Below are 14,516 nucleotides of genomic sequence, written 5' to 3' on the forward strand. Positions count from 1 at the left end.
CCTAGGCGCCGCCGATGATCACCTCCGCTCCGGTGGCCCTCCGGAGCAGGGCGTCGAGCGCGTCGGGGGCGGTCGTCGCCGCGGCGATCGGGGTCGTCTTGCGGGTGCCGTGGTAGTCGCTGGATCCGGTGACGACGAGGCCCAGCTCACCGGCCAGGGCACGCAGCCGCTCGCGGTCCGCGGGCCCGTGGTCGGGGTGGTCCACCTCGATCCCGACGAGGCCGGCCGCGGCCATGTCGACGATCACCGACTCCTCGATGACGTCGCCGCGCCGGCGCGCCCACGGGTGCGCCCACACCGGGACGCCGCCGGCGGCCAGGATCATCGCGATCGCGTCCTCGATCGGGGTGTCGGCCTTGGGCTCGTAGTAGGGGCCGTCCTTCGCGAGGAACGACGTGAAGGCCTCGCCGACACTCTCCACCGCGCCCAGGTCGACCAGGGCCTGCCCGAGATGCGGGCGGCCGACCGGCGCGCCGGTCCGGGCGGCGATGCCCTCCGGGTCGACGTCGTACCCGGCCGCGCGCAGCCGCTCCGTCATGACCCGGATGCGGCGCAGGCGCTCCCCGCGCATCCGCTCCTGGTCGGCCAGCACCGCGGGGTGGGCCGGGTCGAACAGGTAGCCGAGCAGGTGGGCCGAGACGTGACCACCCCGGCCGTCGGGGGCCTCGGTGGAGAACTCGGCGCCACGTACAAGTGAGACGCCGTCGGGCACGGCCGCGGCCGCGGCGTCCCAGCCCGCCGTCGTGTCGTGGTCGGTGAGCGCGAGCGTCGTCACCCCCGCGGCGGCCGCGAGGCGGACGACGTCGGCCGGGTCGTCGGACCCGTCGGAGGCGTTCGAGTGCAGGTGGAGATCGATCGTCACGGGCGCGACGGCGTCTGGCGCTTCTCGCCGAACACGAGCTCCGAGATCGCCTCGTACACCTCGTCGGGGTCGGGCAGGAAGCTGATCTCGCTGAGGGCCTGGATCTGACCGGCCGACTCGATCACGAGCGTGCCGTACCCGAGCATGCGGCCGGTGAGCGTGCGCTTGAAGGTCAGGTCGGTGACCTTCCCGAGCGGCATCATGCCGACCTTCTGCGTGAAGACGCCCTCGGTCAGCATCACCCGCTTGTCGGTGATGACGACCTTCTCCACCCACCACTCGCTGACCTTGTAGGCCGCCTTCACCAGCACCAGCAGGGCGCCGTACCAGAGCAGGTTGGACAGCACCGGCCCCTTCGGCAGCAGGTACGCCGCCACCATGAGGATGACCATGAGGACGGCCGCCTGGACCACCTCGTTGACGACGACCACCCAGTGCCGGCGGAACCTGATCACGCGCCGTTCGGTCGGCAGGACGTACTCGTCGACCTCGCGAGGTGCCAGCACGGCGGCCCTCCCCTTCTCCCGGGTGGAGAGCCTAACGCCTCGGCGTCAGCTGACGAGGTTGCGCAGGAAGAGGATGAGCGAGCTCGCCACGTCCCCGAGGGCGCTCAGGATCCCGGTGACGAAGTCCGCGGAGTTCTGCGGTTGGGAGATCACGAAGAACAGCACGAAGATCACGACGATCGCGATGCCGACCTTCTTCACGTCCACGGCGGCCGATCCTAGGGAGATCGTCGATCTCCCTAGGGTCGACACACCGCTTGCCGAACACTCAGTCGCGCTGCGGAACCGGGCGGCGCGGCTGCTCGGCCTCCTCGCCGGCGTTCTCCGGGCGCTTGGGCACCATCACCTTGCGGCGGTAGATGCACACGACGACGCCGTCCTGGTTGTAGCCGATCGTCTCGACCTGGACCACGCCGCGGTCGTTCTTCGACGACGACTCCTTCTTGTCCAGGACCGTCGACTCGCCGTAGATGGTGTCGCCGTGGAAGACCGGCTTGACGTGGCGCAGCGACTCGACCTCGAGGTTCGCGATCGCCTTCCCGGAGACGTCGGAGACGGACATCCCGAGCAGCAGCGAGTAGACGTAGTTGCCCACCACCACGTTGCGGCCCTGCTGCGTCCCGGACGCGTAGTGGTTGTCCAGGTGCAGCGGGTGGTGGTTCATGGTGATGAGGCAGAAGAGGTGGTCGTCGTACTCGGTGACCGTCTTGCCGGGCCAGTGCTTGTACGTCGCCCCGACCTCGAACTCCTCGAAGTACCGACCGAACTGCACGTGTCCACTCCCTGAACTCGTCGACGACAGCGACGTGATGAGTCACTCCCGGGGTGCTGTTCCCGGGCCGGGTCGTAGGATGGACCATCGGTGCACGGCGCGTACCAGCACGAACGCGTGAGCCGTGCGACATGGATCGAGACAGGTCGAGACCAGGAGGTGGACGTGGACGCCCCCGAGCAGGCAGCCGACACCCCCGGCGGAAGTACCGGCCGCGTCCCCTCGTCGAGGGTGCCGCGCCGCTAGACCGGCCGGCCGACGGGGCGACGCGGAGCCACCACCTCCGCCCCGACTGTGATCCGAGGTCCCGTCATGCCCGCCCTCCCCTCCCTGCGCACGGGCGCCCGCGTCCGTCGCCCCCGCGCCCTCGACAACGGCGTGCACGTCCCGCACGTCCCGCTCTCGGCGTTCGTCGTCGACTGCGCGGTGTACATCGACGGGCGGCGTCTGGAGGGGCACTGGAACCACCGGGACGCCATCGATGAGGTCCGCAGGCGCGGCGAGGGCTTCGTCTGGGTGGGTCTGCACGAGCCGGACGCCGAGCAGATCCAGGACATCGCCGAGGTGTACGGCCTGCACCCGCTCGCCGTCGAGGACGCGGTGCACGCCCACCAGCGCCCGAAGATCGAGCGCTTCGACGACATGCTCTTCTCGGTCTTCAAGACGATGCGCTACGTCGCGCACGCCTCGCCGACCACCGCGAACGAGATCGTCGAGTCCGGCGAGCTGATGTGCTTCGTCGGGAGGGACTTCGTGGTGACGGTGCGCCACGGCCAGCACTCCGGGCTGCGCCGCGTCCGCCGGATGCTCGAGGAACAGCCGGAGCACCTGACCCTGGGCCCGGCCGTGGTGCTGCACGCGGTGTCGGATCACATCGTCGACGCCTACCTCGACGTCTCGGCCGCGGTGGAGGGCGACCTGGACACGATCGAGGCCGAGGTCTTCGCGCCCTACTCCGAGCTCGGGGCCGACCAGATCTACCTGATGAAGCGCGAGGTGCTGGAGCTGCGCCGCGCGGTCGCACCGCTGGTGGCCCCGCTGCGCCGGCTCACCGAGGGCTACTCGCCGCTGATCCCCACCGAGGTCCGCAGCTACTTCCGCGACGTCGACGACCACCTCGTGACGGTGTCCGAGCGCGTCGCCCAGTTCGACGAACTGCTGACGACGCTCGTCGACGCCGTCCTGGCGAAGATCACGCTGCGGCAGAACAACGACATGCGCAAGATCACCGCCTACGCGGCGCTGCTGGCGGTCCCGACGATGTTCGCGGGCATCTACGGCATGAACTTCGACAACATGCCCGAACTGCACTGGGAGTTCGGCTACCCGCTGGTCATCGTCGTGATCCTGTCGATCTGCGCCTGGCTGTTCCGCACCTTCCGCCGCAACCGCTGGCTGTAGCTCGCCCCGTCCGCGGCAGGGCACCCCCACGGTTCCCGACGGCGGGTCGTGCCCCGGCCTGGCAGCATCGGCGGTCGTGAGCCACCTCGCCGGGCCCGACCAGCCGGTGCCGCCGGGCTGGCGACGCCACGAGCACGTGCAACGGTTCGTGGTGGCGGCCCCGCGCGAGCGGGTGTGGGCGTGGCTGAACGACCCGGCCACGTTCACCGACACGCAGATCCCGCCGTGGCGCGTCGAGTTCCTCGGCGGCGGCTTCGACGAGGGCACGGTGACCACCCACCACGGGCCGGGCCTGCACCTCCCCGGGGTGCTCGCGGAGATCCGCGACGGCGAGCACCGGGACCTGCAGTACCTCTACGGGGCGTACGCGATCTCGTTCCGGCTGCTGCGGCCGACGCGGCTGTGGATCGCGGTGGCGGACGCGCCGGATGGCGACACGGAGGTGGAGATCCGCATCGACGCGCACGTCCACCCGCGGATGCTGCGGCTCTGGGCCCTGTCGCAGCGGCTGTTCTGGCGCCGCTTCGAGACGTGGGCGGCGCGGGCCACGGCGTCCACATGATCAACGAGCATCGTCGGTGGTCGGCGCCAGGTCCGTGCCACCGCAGGTGCTCGCTCGCCGCGACGGCGGGTCGCGGCACCGACCCGTCGTCGGGAAGGGATCAGGTCTGCTCGGACCCGATCGCGAGCTTGGCCAGCATGTCGCGGGCCTTCTCGGCGTTGCGAGGCTGGCAGAGGACGTCGTAGCGGCCGGCGACGAGCTGGCTGGCCGAGGTGAAGTCCCGGCGACCGCGGCTCGCGCCGTAGGTGATCGCCCCGGACACGACGCCGAACACGATGCCCATGCCGAGGCCGAGCAGGATCGCGCCGAACGACCCGTTGGCGCTGAACAGCGACAGGATCACACCGACGAACAGGCCGAGCCAGGCGCCGGACGCGGCGCCGGTGGCGAGGACGCGACCCCACGTCAGGCGGCCGATCACGCGCTCGACGAGCATCAGGTCGACCCCGACGATGGTCACGTCGGCGACGGGGAAGTCGTTGTCGGCGAGGTGGTCGACCGCGCGCTGGGCCTCCTCGTACTTGGCGTACGACCCGATCGGCCACCCCGACGGCGGCTCGGGCAGGTTGGGGAGCCCGGGCGCGGACCCGGGACGGTTACCGATGAACGGCGCGCTCACGACTTCCTCCGCTTGCCTGGCGAACCCCACGTCTCGGGGTCCGCGCATCCTTCCAACGGATGCAACCGGGCGAAAGTGCCCACGCGGGGTGTGACCGGCGACGTCGCCGCGCGGACGGGCTCCTGCGGTACCGCCGCGGAGTTGCATGCTCGACGGCGGCACCGCAGGACGTGCACTCAGGCCTTCGCGCCCCGGACGCGTTCCCGCATGGTCTCGAGGACCCGGTCCTCGTCGGGCGTGGTCAAGGCGCGGTGGCCCATCACGTCGATACCGCCCTCCCAGGCCGCCATCCCGAGGGCGATGTCGGACTCGGCGTTGTCGGCGACGTGGGCCATCGACCACTTGACGAACGCCCGGTCCACGCCCTCGTGCGTCTCGACCAGCTTGACGTCCTCGTGCCGCGGGTCGCGGCCGATCTTCTCGTAGAGCGCCTGGACCTTCTCCTGCTCCCCCTCGAGGGTCTGCACCACGTCGATGTCGAACACGACCAGGGCCCCGGTGATGCCCTGGGCGGGGTTGTTCCGCCGTGAGGTGCTCAGGATGTTCGCCACCGACGCCTGGATGTCCTCGGACGGGACACTCAGCCGGCTGTGGTAGACCAGCCGGTAGACCTTCTCGGTGCTCGCGCTGTCTGACATGTCGTGACTCCCCTGTCATCGACGACGCACTCGCCGGCCCCTTGCTGGACCGGTCGTCGTGCGCCCTCCCACGACGGTAGAGCCGCGTGACCGTGATCACATGTCGAACGGCATCAGCGCAGCTTGTAGTCCTTGAGCAGGCCGCGGCTGATGATCGTCTTCTGGATCTCCGAGGTGCCCTCGCCGATGAGCAGGAACGGCGCCTCGCGCATGAGCCGCTCGATCTCGTACTCCTTGGAGTAGCCGTAGCCGCCGTGGATGCGGAACGACTCCTCGGTGACCTCCTTGCAGTACTCGGAGGCGATCATCTTGGCCATGCCGGCCTCGACGTCGTTGCGCTGGCCGCGGTCCTTGAGGCGGGCCGCGTTCACCATCATCAGGTGGGCCGCCTCGACCTTCGTGGCCATCTCGGCGAGCTTGAACGCGATCGCCTGGTGCTGGGCGATCGGCTTGCCGAAGGTGGAGCGCTGCTGGGAGTACTCGATGCCGAGCTCGAAGGCCCGGATCGCGATCCCGCACGCGCGGGCGGCGACGTTCACGCGCCCGACCTCGACGCCGTCCATCATCTGCGCGAAGCCCTTGCCGGGCAGCTCGCCGAGGACCTGGGTCTGCGGGATGCGGAAGCCGTCGAACACCATCTCGGTGGTGTCGACGCCCTTGTAGCCCATCTTGTCGATCTTGCCGGGCACCGAGAGACCCTCGGCCACCTTGCCGAAGCCGCGCGGCTTCTCCACCAGCAGCGTCGTCAGGTTCTGATAGGGCTTCTCGGCGCCCTCGTCGGTCTTGACGAGCACCGCGGTCAGGTTCGACGACCCGCCGTTGGTCAGCCACATCTTCGCGCCGTTGACGACGTAGTCCTCGCCGTCGCGGGTCGCGCGGGTCTTGATGGCGGCGACGTCGCTGCCGAGCTCCGGCTCCGACATCGAGAACGACCCGGTGATCTCCCCGGTGGCCATCTTCGGCAGGTAGCGCTGCTTCTGCTCCTCCGTGCCGTGGTGGATCAGCATGTAGGCGACGATGAAGTGGGTGTTGATGACGCCCGAGACGCTCATCCACCCGCGCGCGATCTGCTCGACGGTCAGCGCGTACGTCGTCAGCGACTCGCCCAGCCCGCCGTACTCCTCCGGGATCATGAGCCCGAACAGGCCCATCTCCTTCATCCCGTCGACGATCTCCTGCGGGTACTCGTCGGCGTGCTCGAGCTCCTGGGCGTGCGGGATGATCTCCTTGTCCACGTAGTCGCGGACGGTGGAGAGGATCTCCTCCTGGACCTCGGTGAGGCCGGCGGTCTGGGCGAGACGTGCCATGACGATGAGCTCCTGACGAAGTTTGTTACCGGCGAGTATGCGGTCAGCTCTCCGGCGGCGTCCACCGCTCGCCGCGGGTCATGCCGGCGGCCCGGCCCTTGCCCGCGATGACCAGCGCCATCTTCCGCGAGGCCTCGTCGATCATCTCGTCGCCGATCATGGCCGAGCCCTTCTTCCCCCCGGCCTCCGAGGTGAAGTACTCGTAGGCGTCGAGGATGTTCTCGGCGTGGTCGTAGTCGTCCTGGTTGGGCGAGAAGACCTCGTTGGCGGCGTCGATCTGGCCGGGGTGCAGCACCCACTTGCCGTCGTAGCCCAGCGCCGCGGACCGCCCCGCCACCCGGCGGAAGGCGTCCACGTCGCGGATCTGCAGGTAGGGGCCGTCGATGGCCTGCAGGTCGTAGGCGCGGGCCGCCATGAGGATCTGCATGTAGATGTAGTGGTAGGCGTCGCCCTCGGTGTAGCCCGGGGGCTGCTCGCCGACGACCAGCGACTTCATGTTGATCGACGCCATGAAGTCGGCCGGGCCGAAGACGATGGTCTCCATGCGCGGCGACGCGGCGGCGATCTCGTTGACGTTGGTCAGGCCGAGCGCGTTCTCGATCTGCGCCTCGATGCCGATCCGGCCGACCTCGTACCCCATGGTCTTCTCGATCTGCGTGAGCAGGAAGTCCAGGGCGTGCACCTGCGCCGCGGTCTGCACCTTCGGCAGCATGATCGCGTCGAGGTTGGCCCCGGCGCCCTCGACGACCTCGGTCACGTCGCGGTAGGTCCACTCCGTGGTCCAGTCGTTGACGCGGACGACCCGGGTCTTGCCCTCCCAGCCGCCCTCGTTCAGCGCCGAGACGATCGTCTTGCGCGCGCCCGGCTTGGCCAGCGGGGCGCAGGCGTCCTCGAGGTCGAGGAAGATCTGGTCCGCGGGCAGCGTCCTGGCCTTGTCGATGAACTTCTGGCTGGACCCCGGGACCGCGAGACACGACCGACGCGGGCGGTTCTCGACACTCACGCGCACTGACCTCCAAGACGACGTCCGATTGACCGGGATGCTGACACGCGCCGACGGTGGTGTCCCGAGCTGTCCCGATTCAGGTGAGCACCCTCTCCGCCGCGGGCCGGGACCGCAACGCCGCTAACCTCTGTGCGTGACCCGAGCCGTGAACACTGCGATGACCAGGGTGTTCGTCGCCCGCATGGTCGGGCTGCCCGTGCTGGGTCCCGATGGCGAGCACATCGGCCGCGTCCGCGACGCCGTCTCGGCCGTCTCGGTCGGGCCGCGACCGCCCCGGGTGCTCGGGCTCGTCGTCGGGGTCGGGTCCCGGCGGCGGATCTTCGTGCCGATGCTGCGGATCACCGCCATCGACGCGGGCGCGGTGACGCTGTCCACGGGCCAGGTCAACCTGCGCCCGTTCGCGCAGCGCCCGAACGAGGTCCTCGTCGTCGGGGAGATGCTGGACGCGACGGTGCGCGTCGTCGACCGGCAGACCGAGGCGACCGTCGCGGACGTGCTCATGGAGCACACCCGCAGTCGGGACTGGCTCATCACCCGGCTCGCCGTCACCGAGCGCCTCGGGGTCCTGGGACGACGGGGCCCGGTGCAGGTGCTGCCGTGGGCGGCGGTCAGCGGCCTGTCCCTCGCCGAGGAGGGACAGGGCACCGAGCAGCTGATGGCGACGTTCGAGGACATGCGTCCGGCCGACGTCGCCCGCGCCCTGCTCGACCTCCCGACCCGCCGTCGCTACGACGTGGCCGACTCCCTCGACGACGAGCGCCTCGCCGACGTGATCGAGGAGCTGCCGGGCGACGAGCAGCGCGACCTGCTGCGCCACCTCGCCTCCGAACGGGCCGCCGACGTCCTCGAGGCGATGGACCCCGACGACGCCGCGGACCTGCTCGCCGACCTCCCCGACCCGGAGTCCGAGCAGCTGCTCGGGCTGATGGAGCCCGAGGACTCGCAGTCGGTGCGGCGCCTGCTCACCTACTCCGCCGACACCGCCGGCGGCATGATGACCCCGGAGCCCATCGTGCTGGCCCCGGACGCCACCGTCGCCGAGGCCCTCGCCCGGGTGCGCAATCCCGACATCACGCCGGCGCTGGCCTCGATGGTGTTCGTCTGCCGCCCGCCCTCGGCCACCCCGACCGGGCGCTACCTCGGCTGCGTGCACTCCCAACGCCTGCTGCGCGAGGCCCCGTTCGAGCTGGTCGCGGGCGTGCTGGACGCCGAGCTCACGCGGCTGCACCCGGACGCGGCGCTGACCGAGGTCACCCGCTACTTCGCGACGTACAACCTCGTGTGCGGCCCGGTGATCGACGAGAACGACCACCTGCTCGGCGCGGTCACCGTGGACGACGTCCTCGACCACCTGCTGCCCGAGGACTGGCGCTCCCAGGACCCCGACCCCACCACGACCGGGGGCCTGCGGGTCCCGGAGTCCGCCCTCCCGTCGACCAGCAAGGGAGGCCGCCGTGCCTGAGCGTTCCACCCGGCGTCGGCTGGACACCCCCGCCGGCCCGCAGCGCCGCCTGCGGTTCGACCTGGACACCGAGGCCTTCGGGCGGGTGGCCGAGCGGCTCGCCCGCTTCCTGGGGACGGGCACCTACCTGCTGTGGCAGACGGTGTTCGTGATCGTCTGGATCGCGCTGAACCTCATCGGCATCCTCGGGTCCTGGGACCCGTACCCGTTCATCCTGCTCAACCTGGCGTTCTCCACCCAGGCCGCGTACGCCGCGCCGCTCATCCTGCTCGCCCAGAACCGTCAGGACGACCGCGACCGGGTCTCGCTCGAGGAGGACCGCGCCCGCGCCCAGCGCACCATCGCCGACACCGAGTACCTGTCCCGTGAGCTCGCCGCGGTGCGGCTGGCCGTGGGCGAGATGGTCACCCGCGACTTCCTGCGCAGCGAACTCTCCGAACGCGGAGCCGAGCGGTCCGGGGTCGACCGCGAGACGCAGAAGGCGCTGACGCGGGCCGTCGACAAGTCCCTGGACCGTTCGCTGGAGAAGGCCCTCGACCGCGCGGTGGAGAAGGCCGTCGAACGGGCCCTGAGCCGGGTGCCGGAGCACACGGGTCCGTCGAACGGGACGGGCGGTACCGACACGTAGCATCGAAGTATGTCTGCACCGTCCGTCGAGGCGATCCGCACCGCACTGGGCGGTGTCGAGGATCCCGAGATCCACCGTCCGATCACCGAGCTGGGCATGGTCAAGGACATCCGCGTCCTGGACCACGGCAAGGTCGAGGTCGCGGTGTACCTGACGGTCGCCGGCTGCCCGATGAAGGACACGATCACCAGCCGCGTGACGAACGCGGTGTCCGCGGTCTCCGGCGTCACCGCGGTGTCGGTCGAGCTCGACGTCATGAACGACGAGCAGCGGCGCGAGCTGCGCAAGACCGTCAAGGGCGACGCCGACGAGCCGGTCATCCCGTTCGCCCAGCCCGGGTCCATGACGCGCGTGTACGCGGTGGCCTCCGGCAAGGGCGGGGTCGGCAAGTCCTCGGTGACGGTGAACCTCGCGGCCGCCATGGCCGACAAGGGCCTGAAGGTCGGCGTGGTCGACGCCGACATCTACGGCCACTCCGTGCCGCGCATGCTCGGCACCGAGGATCTGCCGACCAAGGTCGACGAGATGATCCTGCCGCCCCAGGCACACGGGGTGAAGGTCATCTCGATCGGCATGTTCACCCCCGGCAACACCCCGGTGGTGTGGCGCGGGCCGATGCTGCACCGTGCGCTGCAGCAGTTCCTCGCCGACGTGTTCTGGGGCGACCTGGACGTCCTGCTCCTGGACCTCCCGCCCGGCACCGGTGACATCGCGATCTCGGTCGCGCAGCTGATCCCGAACGCCGAGCTGCTCGTCGTCACCACGCCGCAACAGGCCGCGGCCGAGGTCGCGGAGCGCGCCGGCGCGATCTCGCTGCAGACCCGCCAGCGCCTCGTCGGCGTGGTCGAGAACATGTCGTGGATGGACCTGCCCGACGGATCGCGCATGGACCTGTTCGGCACCGGCGGCGGTCAGCAGGTGGCCGACTCGCTGACGAAGTCGGTCGGCTCCGAGGTCCCGCTGCTCGGCCAGATCCCGATCGACACCCGGCTGCGCGAGGGCGGTGACGCCGGGGTGCCGCTGGTGCTCTCGTCACCGCAGTCCGCTGCCGGCGAGGCGCTGCGCCAGGTCGCGGACCGGCTGACCGTGCGGGCCCGTGGGCTGGCCGGGATGTCGCTGAACATCTCGCCCGCCGGTCGCTGAGGCGCGGCGCGGCCGCGTCAGAGGTCGCGCTGCATCCACGCGACGTCGTGCCAGGCGTCGAACTTCCACCCGACGCGGGGGAAGAGCCCGACGTCCGCGAAGCCGAGCGCACGGTGCAGGCCGACGCTGGCCTCGTTGGGCACCGTGATGCCGGCGGCGGCGCGCACGAACCCCTGCTCGCGCACCCGCGTGACCAGGGCCTCGTACAGCGCGCGGCCGGCGCCGGTGCGCCGGCGGCCGGTCTCGAGGTAGACGCTGACGGTGCACGTCCAGCGGTAGGCGACGCGCTCGTTGAACGTGCCCGCGTAGGCGTAGCCGACGGTGCGGCCGTCGAGTTCGCCGACGAGCCAGACGTGCGCACCCTCGATGCGCCGCGCCATCACGTCGGCCGTGGGCGGCTCCTCCTCCAGGCTGATCACGGTGTCGCGGACGTACGGCGCGTAGATCGCGGCGCAGTCGTCGGCGTCCTCGAGCGTGGCGTCCCGGATCGTCAGCACAAGTGGTCACTATAGTGGCCGAATGATGCGCCCTTGCGTCCTTGTCGCGGTGTTCCGCCCCTCCTCCGGCGTCTTGTCGCTGTGATTCCCAGCGACAACCCGGGCGCCGGCTCCCCGGAACCCGCGACAGGGCTCGGTGCGTCGTTGGCCGCGGCGGTCCGTGCGCGGCGGGTGGAGCGCGACCTCACCGTGCGCGCACTGGCCGACCGGGCCGGGGTGTCGCGGGCGATGATCGGCAAGGTCGAGGCGGGTGAGGCCCAGCCCACGGCCGCCCTGCTCGGGAAGCTGTCGGGGGCGCTCGGGCTGACCCTGTCCGAGCTGGTCGCCCGCGCGGAGGGCGCGGATCGTCTGGTGCGACGGGTGGACCAGCCGACCTGGACCGACCCGACGTCGGGATACACCCGGCGCGCCGTGTCGCCCCGGGTCGGAGGGGCCCTCGAGCTGGTCGAGGTGACGATGCCGCCGCACGCGCAGGCCGCGTTCGCCGCGGACACGTACGCGTTCCTGCGCCATCAGCTCTGGGTGCTCGACGGGACGCTCGAGTTCGTCGAGGGCCCGACGGTGCACCGCCTCGAGGCCGGCGACTGCCTCGAGCTCGGCCCACCCGCCGACTGCGTCTACCGCAATCCCGACGACGAGCCGGTCCGCTACCTGGTCGCGGTGACGCGCCGCTGAACCACTACTCCAGCGGCACCAACGGCGGCTGCATCCCCGGGCTGTCGACCGGACCCCCGGACATCCGGGTGAGGAAGGCCAGGATGCCGGCGGAGCCCCAGTGCCAGGACGGTTCGCCGAGCAGGCGCGGCCGCCCGTCGGTGAGGTTCGACGGCCACGTCCCGTCCGGGCGCATCGTGGCCACGAGCCAGCCCTGCGCCGCGCGGGCGGCGTCGCGGAAGTCCTCGTCCCCGGTGACCCGGCCCAGCGTGTCCAGGTACCACCCGGTGCCGGCGGCGCCGGAGTTCGTCGAGAGGTGCGTGATCGGGCTGCCCTCGAACTCCGGCCAGGCGGTCCCGCCCTCGACCGGGCGGCCGACGGCCAGCAGCCACCGTCCGGCGGCCTCCGCGCGTTCCCGGTGGCTCTCGTCGCCGAGCAGCTCCGCGGCCTGGAGCGACACCCAGCCGATCCCGGCCGCGCCCTCCTCCATACCGGTCGCCCGGCGGGCGTTGCCGGGGACGCCGGAGGCATCGACCCAGATCGGCCAGGTGGACCCCCCGGCGGCGGGGACGGCGGTGCGGTCGAGGAAGGCCAGCGCGCGGGAGGCCCCGTCGCGCCAGCGCTGCTCCCCCGTCGCCTGGTGCAGCCGCAGGAACGTGAACGCCGCCCCGGCCGCGCCGGAGAGGAACCCGGTGTTGCGGGCGGGCTGGTCGGCGCGCTCGGGCATCCCGCCGTCGGGACCCTGTTGGGAGAGCAGGTAGGCGCCCCCGGCCGCGGCGTACTGCGCCAGGCGCCGGTCGCCGGTGCGCTCGCCGAGCACGCTGAGCGCGTAGACGATGCCGGCCTGGCCCTCGCCCATGCCGTTGCGGTAGGAGGGCGCGCCGTCGTCGCTCCACGCCCACCGGCACACGGCCGGGCACGCGGGCGCACCGGGCACGTCCTCGGCCCGCTCGACCAGCCACGCCGCGGCGTCGAGCGCGACGTCGCGGTAGCGCTGCTCGCCGGTGCGCTCCCCCACCTGCCACAACAGGTCGGCGACCCCCGCCGCCCCGTCGTCGTAGGAGGAGTACGCGTACCCGGCCGGGCCGTCGGGGTCCACGTAGTCCGGGAACCGCCCTGCACCGCGCTGGGCGACGACGAGGAAGTCAGCGGCATCGCGGGCGGTGTCCCGCGCCCGGTCGCGGACCCCCGCGTCCGGGCTGCCCTCGGCGACGGCCAGCAGACCCGCGGCGATCCCGGCCGCCCCGACGTCGCGGTCGACCTGCCGGTGCGGAGCCTGGATGACGCTCGGCCAGACGCTCCCGCCGTCCGGACCCTTCTCGGCGGCCGCGATCAGCGCGTCGACCCCGCGGCCCACGCCTGGCGCCGCCGGGGCCGCGACCGGGCTCGGGGACCCGCCCGACCCGTCAACCCCGTCGGAACCGCCCGACCCGCCACCCGCCGTCGTCGAGCACCCGGCCAGCAGGGCGACCACGGCCACCAGCAGGACCAGCCGGCTCACGGCGCCACCACGGCGGTCTCCTCGGCCCCGTTCGGGCGTCCGGTCGGCGCGATCAGCCCGAACTCGAGCCCCTTCGCACGCACCTGGTCGATCGCCCGCGGCAGGTAGTCCCACTGCGGCGCCGGGCAGGTGATGGCGTCGCCGCCGTCGTGCAGCAGGATCACGGCCTCGTCGCGGGACTCGGTCACCACGAACCGGGCCACCGCGTCCGCGCCCGGGCACTCGAAGTCGCCCTTGAGGTTCGAGCGCCAGTCCCAGCCCACGCCGCCGACCAGGCGCCGCTCCGCAAGCACGGCGTCGGCGGCCGGCGACGCCTCGCCGAACGGGTAGCGCCACATCGTCGGCCGCACGCCCAGCGCGCTCGTCAGGGACTCCTCGGCACGCACGATCTGGTCGCGGGCCCGCGTCTGGTCGAGGTCCGGGAAGTACACGTGCTCGTAGGAGTGCAGGCCGATCGCGTGCCCCTCGGCGAGCGCCCGGCGTGCGATCTCCGGGTGCTTCTCCACCTGGTCGCCCTGGAAGAAGAACGTGGCCTTCGCCCCCTTGGCCGCCAGCACGTCGAGGACGAAGGGCGTGCGCTCCGGGGTGGGCCCGTCGTCGAAGGTCAGCGCCACGAGCGGCGTCGAGGGCGTGATCCGGTCGGGCGTGCGGGCCCGGTCGGCCGCGGTCGGCGTGTAGCGCGGGCCGACGACCTCGACCCGCTGCACCGCGGCCGGCGCCGCGACGGCGGCGGTGTCGTCGGCGCCCGTCAGCCACGTCGCGAACCCGGCCACCCCGGCGCCGAGCAGCCCGACGAGCACCGTGACCGTCACCAGCGCACGGCGTCGCCGCACGTCGAAGGCGGCCTTCCCCCGCCGTGGTCGGGAACCCCGGGCCTCGGCCGCGAGCGCGGCCACCCCGAGCAACGTCGTCTCCTGCGACGAGGTGTCCCGCCGCCTCCTGCCTCCGGACACGCCTC

Annotated in this window: 16 protein-coding genes and 1 pseudogene; 6 read left to right on the top strand and 11 right to left on the bottom strand. The window is 71.8% G+C overall.

Annotation, left to right across the window (positions count from 1 at the left end; genetic code table 11):
- Nucleotide 1: 1 nt before the first annotated feature.
- From QRT03_RS15235 to QRT03_RS15250, 4 genes are all read right to left on the bottom strand, one after another.
- Complete coding sequence (locus QRT03_RS15235; RefSeq protein ID WP_286053752.1) at nt 2–862, bottom strand: PHP domain-containing protein; 861 nt, start codon at nt 860–862, stop codon at nt 2–4.
- Nucleotides 859–1,368 carry a PH domain-containing protein gene (locus tag QRT03_RS15240; RefSeq protein ID WP_286053753.1) on the bottom strand — a complete coding sequence of 170 codons (510 nt, stop codon included), beginning with the start codon at nt 1,366–1,368 and terminating at the stop codon, nt 859–861. The genes QRT03_RS15235 and QRT03_RS15240 overlap by 4 nt, the downstream gene beginning before the upstream one ends.
- A 45-nt stretch (nt 1,369–1,413) precedes the next feature.
- On the bottom strand, nt 1,414–1,575 hold the full coding sequence (locus QRT03_RS15245) for a hypothetical protein (protein WP_286053754.1): 162 nt from the start codon (nt 1,573–1,575) through the stop codon (nt 1,414–1,416).
- Nucleotides 1,576–1,636: 61 nt separating this feature from the next.
- Nucleotides 1,637–2,140 (bottom strand): MaoC family dehydratase, encoded by a 504-nt coding sequence (locus QRT03_RS15250; protein ID WP_286053755.1) that lies wholly within the window; start codon nt 2,138–2,140, stop codon nt 1,637–1,639.
- A 312-nt stretch (nt 2,141–2,452) separates the two neighbouring features.
- Between QRT03_RS15250 and QRT03_RS15255 the strand changes: the two genes are divergently transcribed.
- Nucleotides 2,453–3,541: a magnesium and cobalt transport protein CorA gene (locus QRT03_RS15255; RefSeq protein ID WP_286053756.1), complete on the top strand. Its 1,089-nt coding sequence runs from the start codon at nt 2,453–2,455 to the stop codon at nt 3,539–3,541.
- A 76-nt stretch (nt 3,542–3,617) separates the two neighbouring features.
- Entirely contained in the window at nt 3,618–4,103 is a 486-nt protein-coding gene (locus tag QRT03_RS15260) for a hypothetical protein (protein WP_286053757.1), read from the top strand.
- Between the two features lie 100 nt (nt 4,104–4,203).
- Here the strand turns inward: QRT03_RS15260 and QRT03_RS15265 are convergent, their stop codons facing one another.
- The 4 genes from QRT03_RS15265 to QRT03_RS15280 all read right to left on the bottom strand — a co-directional run bounded on the left by QRT03_RS15265 (nt 4,204) and on the right by QRT03_RS15280 (nt 7,670).
- Nucleotides 4,204–4,722 (bottom strand): YflT domain-containing protein, encoded by a 519-nt coding sequence (locus tag QRT03_RS15265; RefSeq protein ID WP_286053758.1) that lies wholly within the window; start codon nt 4,720–4,722, stop codon nt 4,204–4,206.
- A gap of 176 nt (nt 4,723–4,898) precedes the next feature.
- A complete protein-coding gene (locus QRT03_RS15270; protein WP_286053759.1) occupies nt 4,899–5,360 on the bottom strand; it encodes a BLUF domain-containing protein in 462 nt (153 codons plus the stop codon).
- A 113-nt stretch (nt 5,361–5,473) separates the two neighbouring features.
- Nucleotides 5,474–6,667, bottom strand: coding sequence for an acyl-CoA dehydrogenase family protein (locus tag QRT03_RS15275; RefSeq protein ID WP_286053760.1), 1,194 nt, complete (start codon nt 6,665–6,667; stop codon nt 5,474–5,476).
- Nucleotides 6,668–6,710: 43 nt separating this feature from the next.
- Complete coding sequence (locus QRT03_RS15280; protein ID WP_286053761.1) at nt 6,711–7,670, bottom strand: HpcH/HpaI aldolase/citrate lyase family protein; 960 nt, start codon at nt 7,668–7,670, stop codon at nt 6,711–6,713.
- Nucleotides 7,671–7,830: 160 nt separating this feature from the next.
- Here QRT03_RS15280 and QRT03_RS15285 point away from each other — a divergent pair, with 160 nt between their 5' ends.
- The 3 genes and pseudogenes from QRT03_RS15285 to QRT03_RS15295 all read left to right on the top strand — a co-directional run bounded on the left by QRT03_RS15285 (nt 7,831) and on the right by QRT03_RS15295 (nt 10,906).
- Nucleotides 7,831–9,135, top strand: coding sequence for a magnesium transporter MgtE N-terminal domain-containing protein (locus QRT03_RS15285; RefSeq protein WP_286054377.1), 1,305 nt, complete (start codon nt 7,831–7,833; stop codon nt 9,133–9,135).
- Nucleotides 9,128–9,568, top strand: a pseudogene (locus QRT03_RS15290) (DUF1003 domain-containing protein); the annotation flags it as partial. The gene QRT03_RS15285 and the pseudogene QRT03_RS15290, both read left to right, overlap by 8 nt.
- A gap of 204 nt (nt 9,569–9,772) precedes the next feature.
- Entirely contained in the window at nt 9,773–10,906 is a 1,134-nt protein-coding gene (locus QRT03_RS15295; RefSeq protein ID WP_286053763.1) for an Mrp/NBP35 family ATP-binding protein, read from the top strand.
- A 17-nt stretch (nt 10,907–10,923) separates the two neighbouring features.
- Here the strand turns inward: QRT03_RS15295 and QRT03_RS15300 are convergent, their stop codons facing one another.
- On the bottom strand, nt 10,924–11,400 hold the full coding sequence (locus QRT03_RS15300; RefSeq protein ID WP_286054378.1) for a GNAT family N-acetyltransferase: 477 nt from the start codon (nt 11,398–11,400) through the stop codon (nt 10,924–10,926).
- A 147-nt stretch (nt 11,401–11,547) separates the two neighbouring features.
- On the opposite strand from QRT03_RS15300, the gene QRT03_RS15305 reads away from it, so the two are divergent.
- Nucleotides 11,548–12,078 (top strand): helix-turn-helix domain-containing protein, encoded by a 531-nt coding sequence (locus QRT03_RS15305; protein WP_286053764.1) that lies wholly within the window; start codon nt 11,548–11,550, stop codon nt 12,076–12,078.
- Nucleotides 12,079–12,082: 4 nt separating this feature from the next.
- On the opposite strand, the gene QRT03_RS15310 is transcribed toward QRT03_RS15305, so the two are convergent.
- Both QRT03_RS15310 and QRT03_RS15315 read right to left on the bottom strand, forming a co-directional pair.
- Nucleotides 12,083–13,558 (bottom strand): lanthionine synthetase LanC family protein, encoded by a 1,476-nt coding sequence (locus tag QRT03_RS15310; protein ID WP_286053765.1) that lies wholly within the window; start codon nt 13,556–13,558, stop codon nt 12,083–12,085.
- Complete coding sequence (locus QRT03_RS15315; RefSeq protein WP_286053766.1) at nt 13,555–14,511, bottom strand: polysaccharide deacetylase family protein; 957 nt, start codon at nt 14,509–14,511, stop codon at nt 13,555–13,557. Before QRT03_RS15315 ends, QRT03_RS15310 begins: the two co-directional genes overlap by 4 nt.
- Nucleotides 14,512–14,516: the final 5 nt, after the last annotated feature.

This window comes from Actinomycetospora termitidis (assembly GCF_030286555.1).
Lineage (GTDB): Bacteria > Actinomycetota > Actinomycetes > Mycobacteriales > Pseudonocardiaceae > Actinomycetospora > Actinomycetospora termitidis.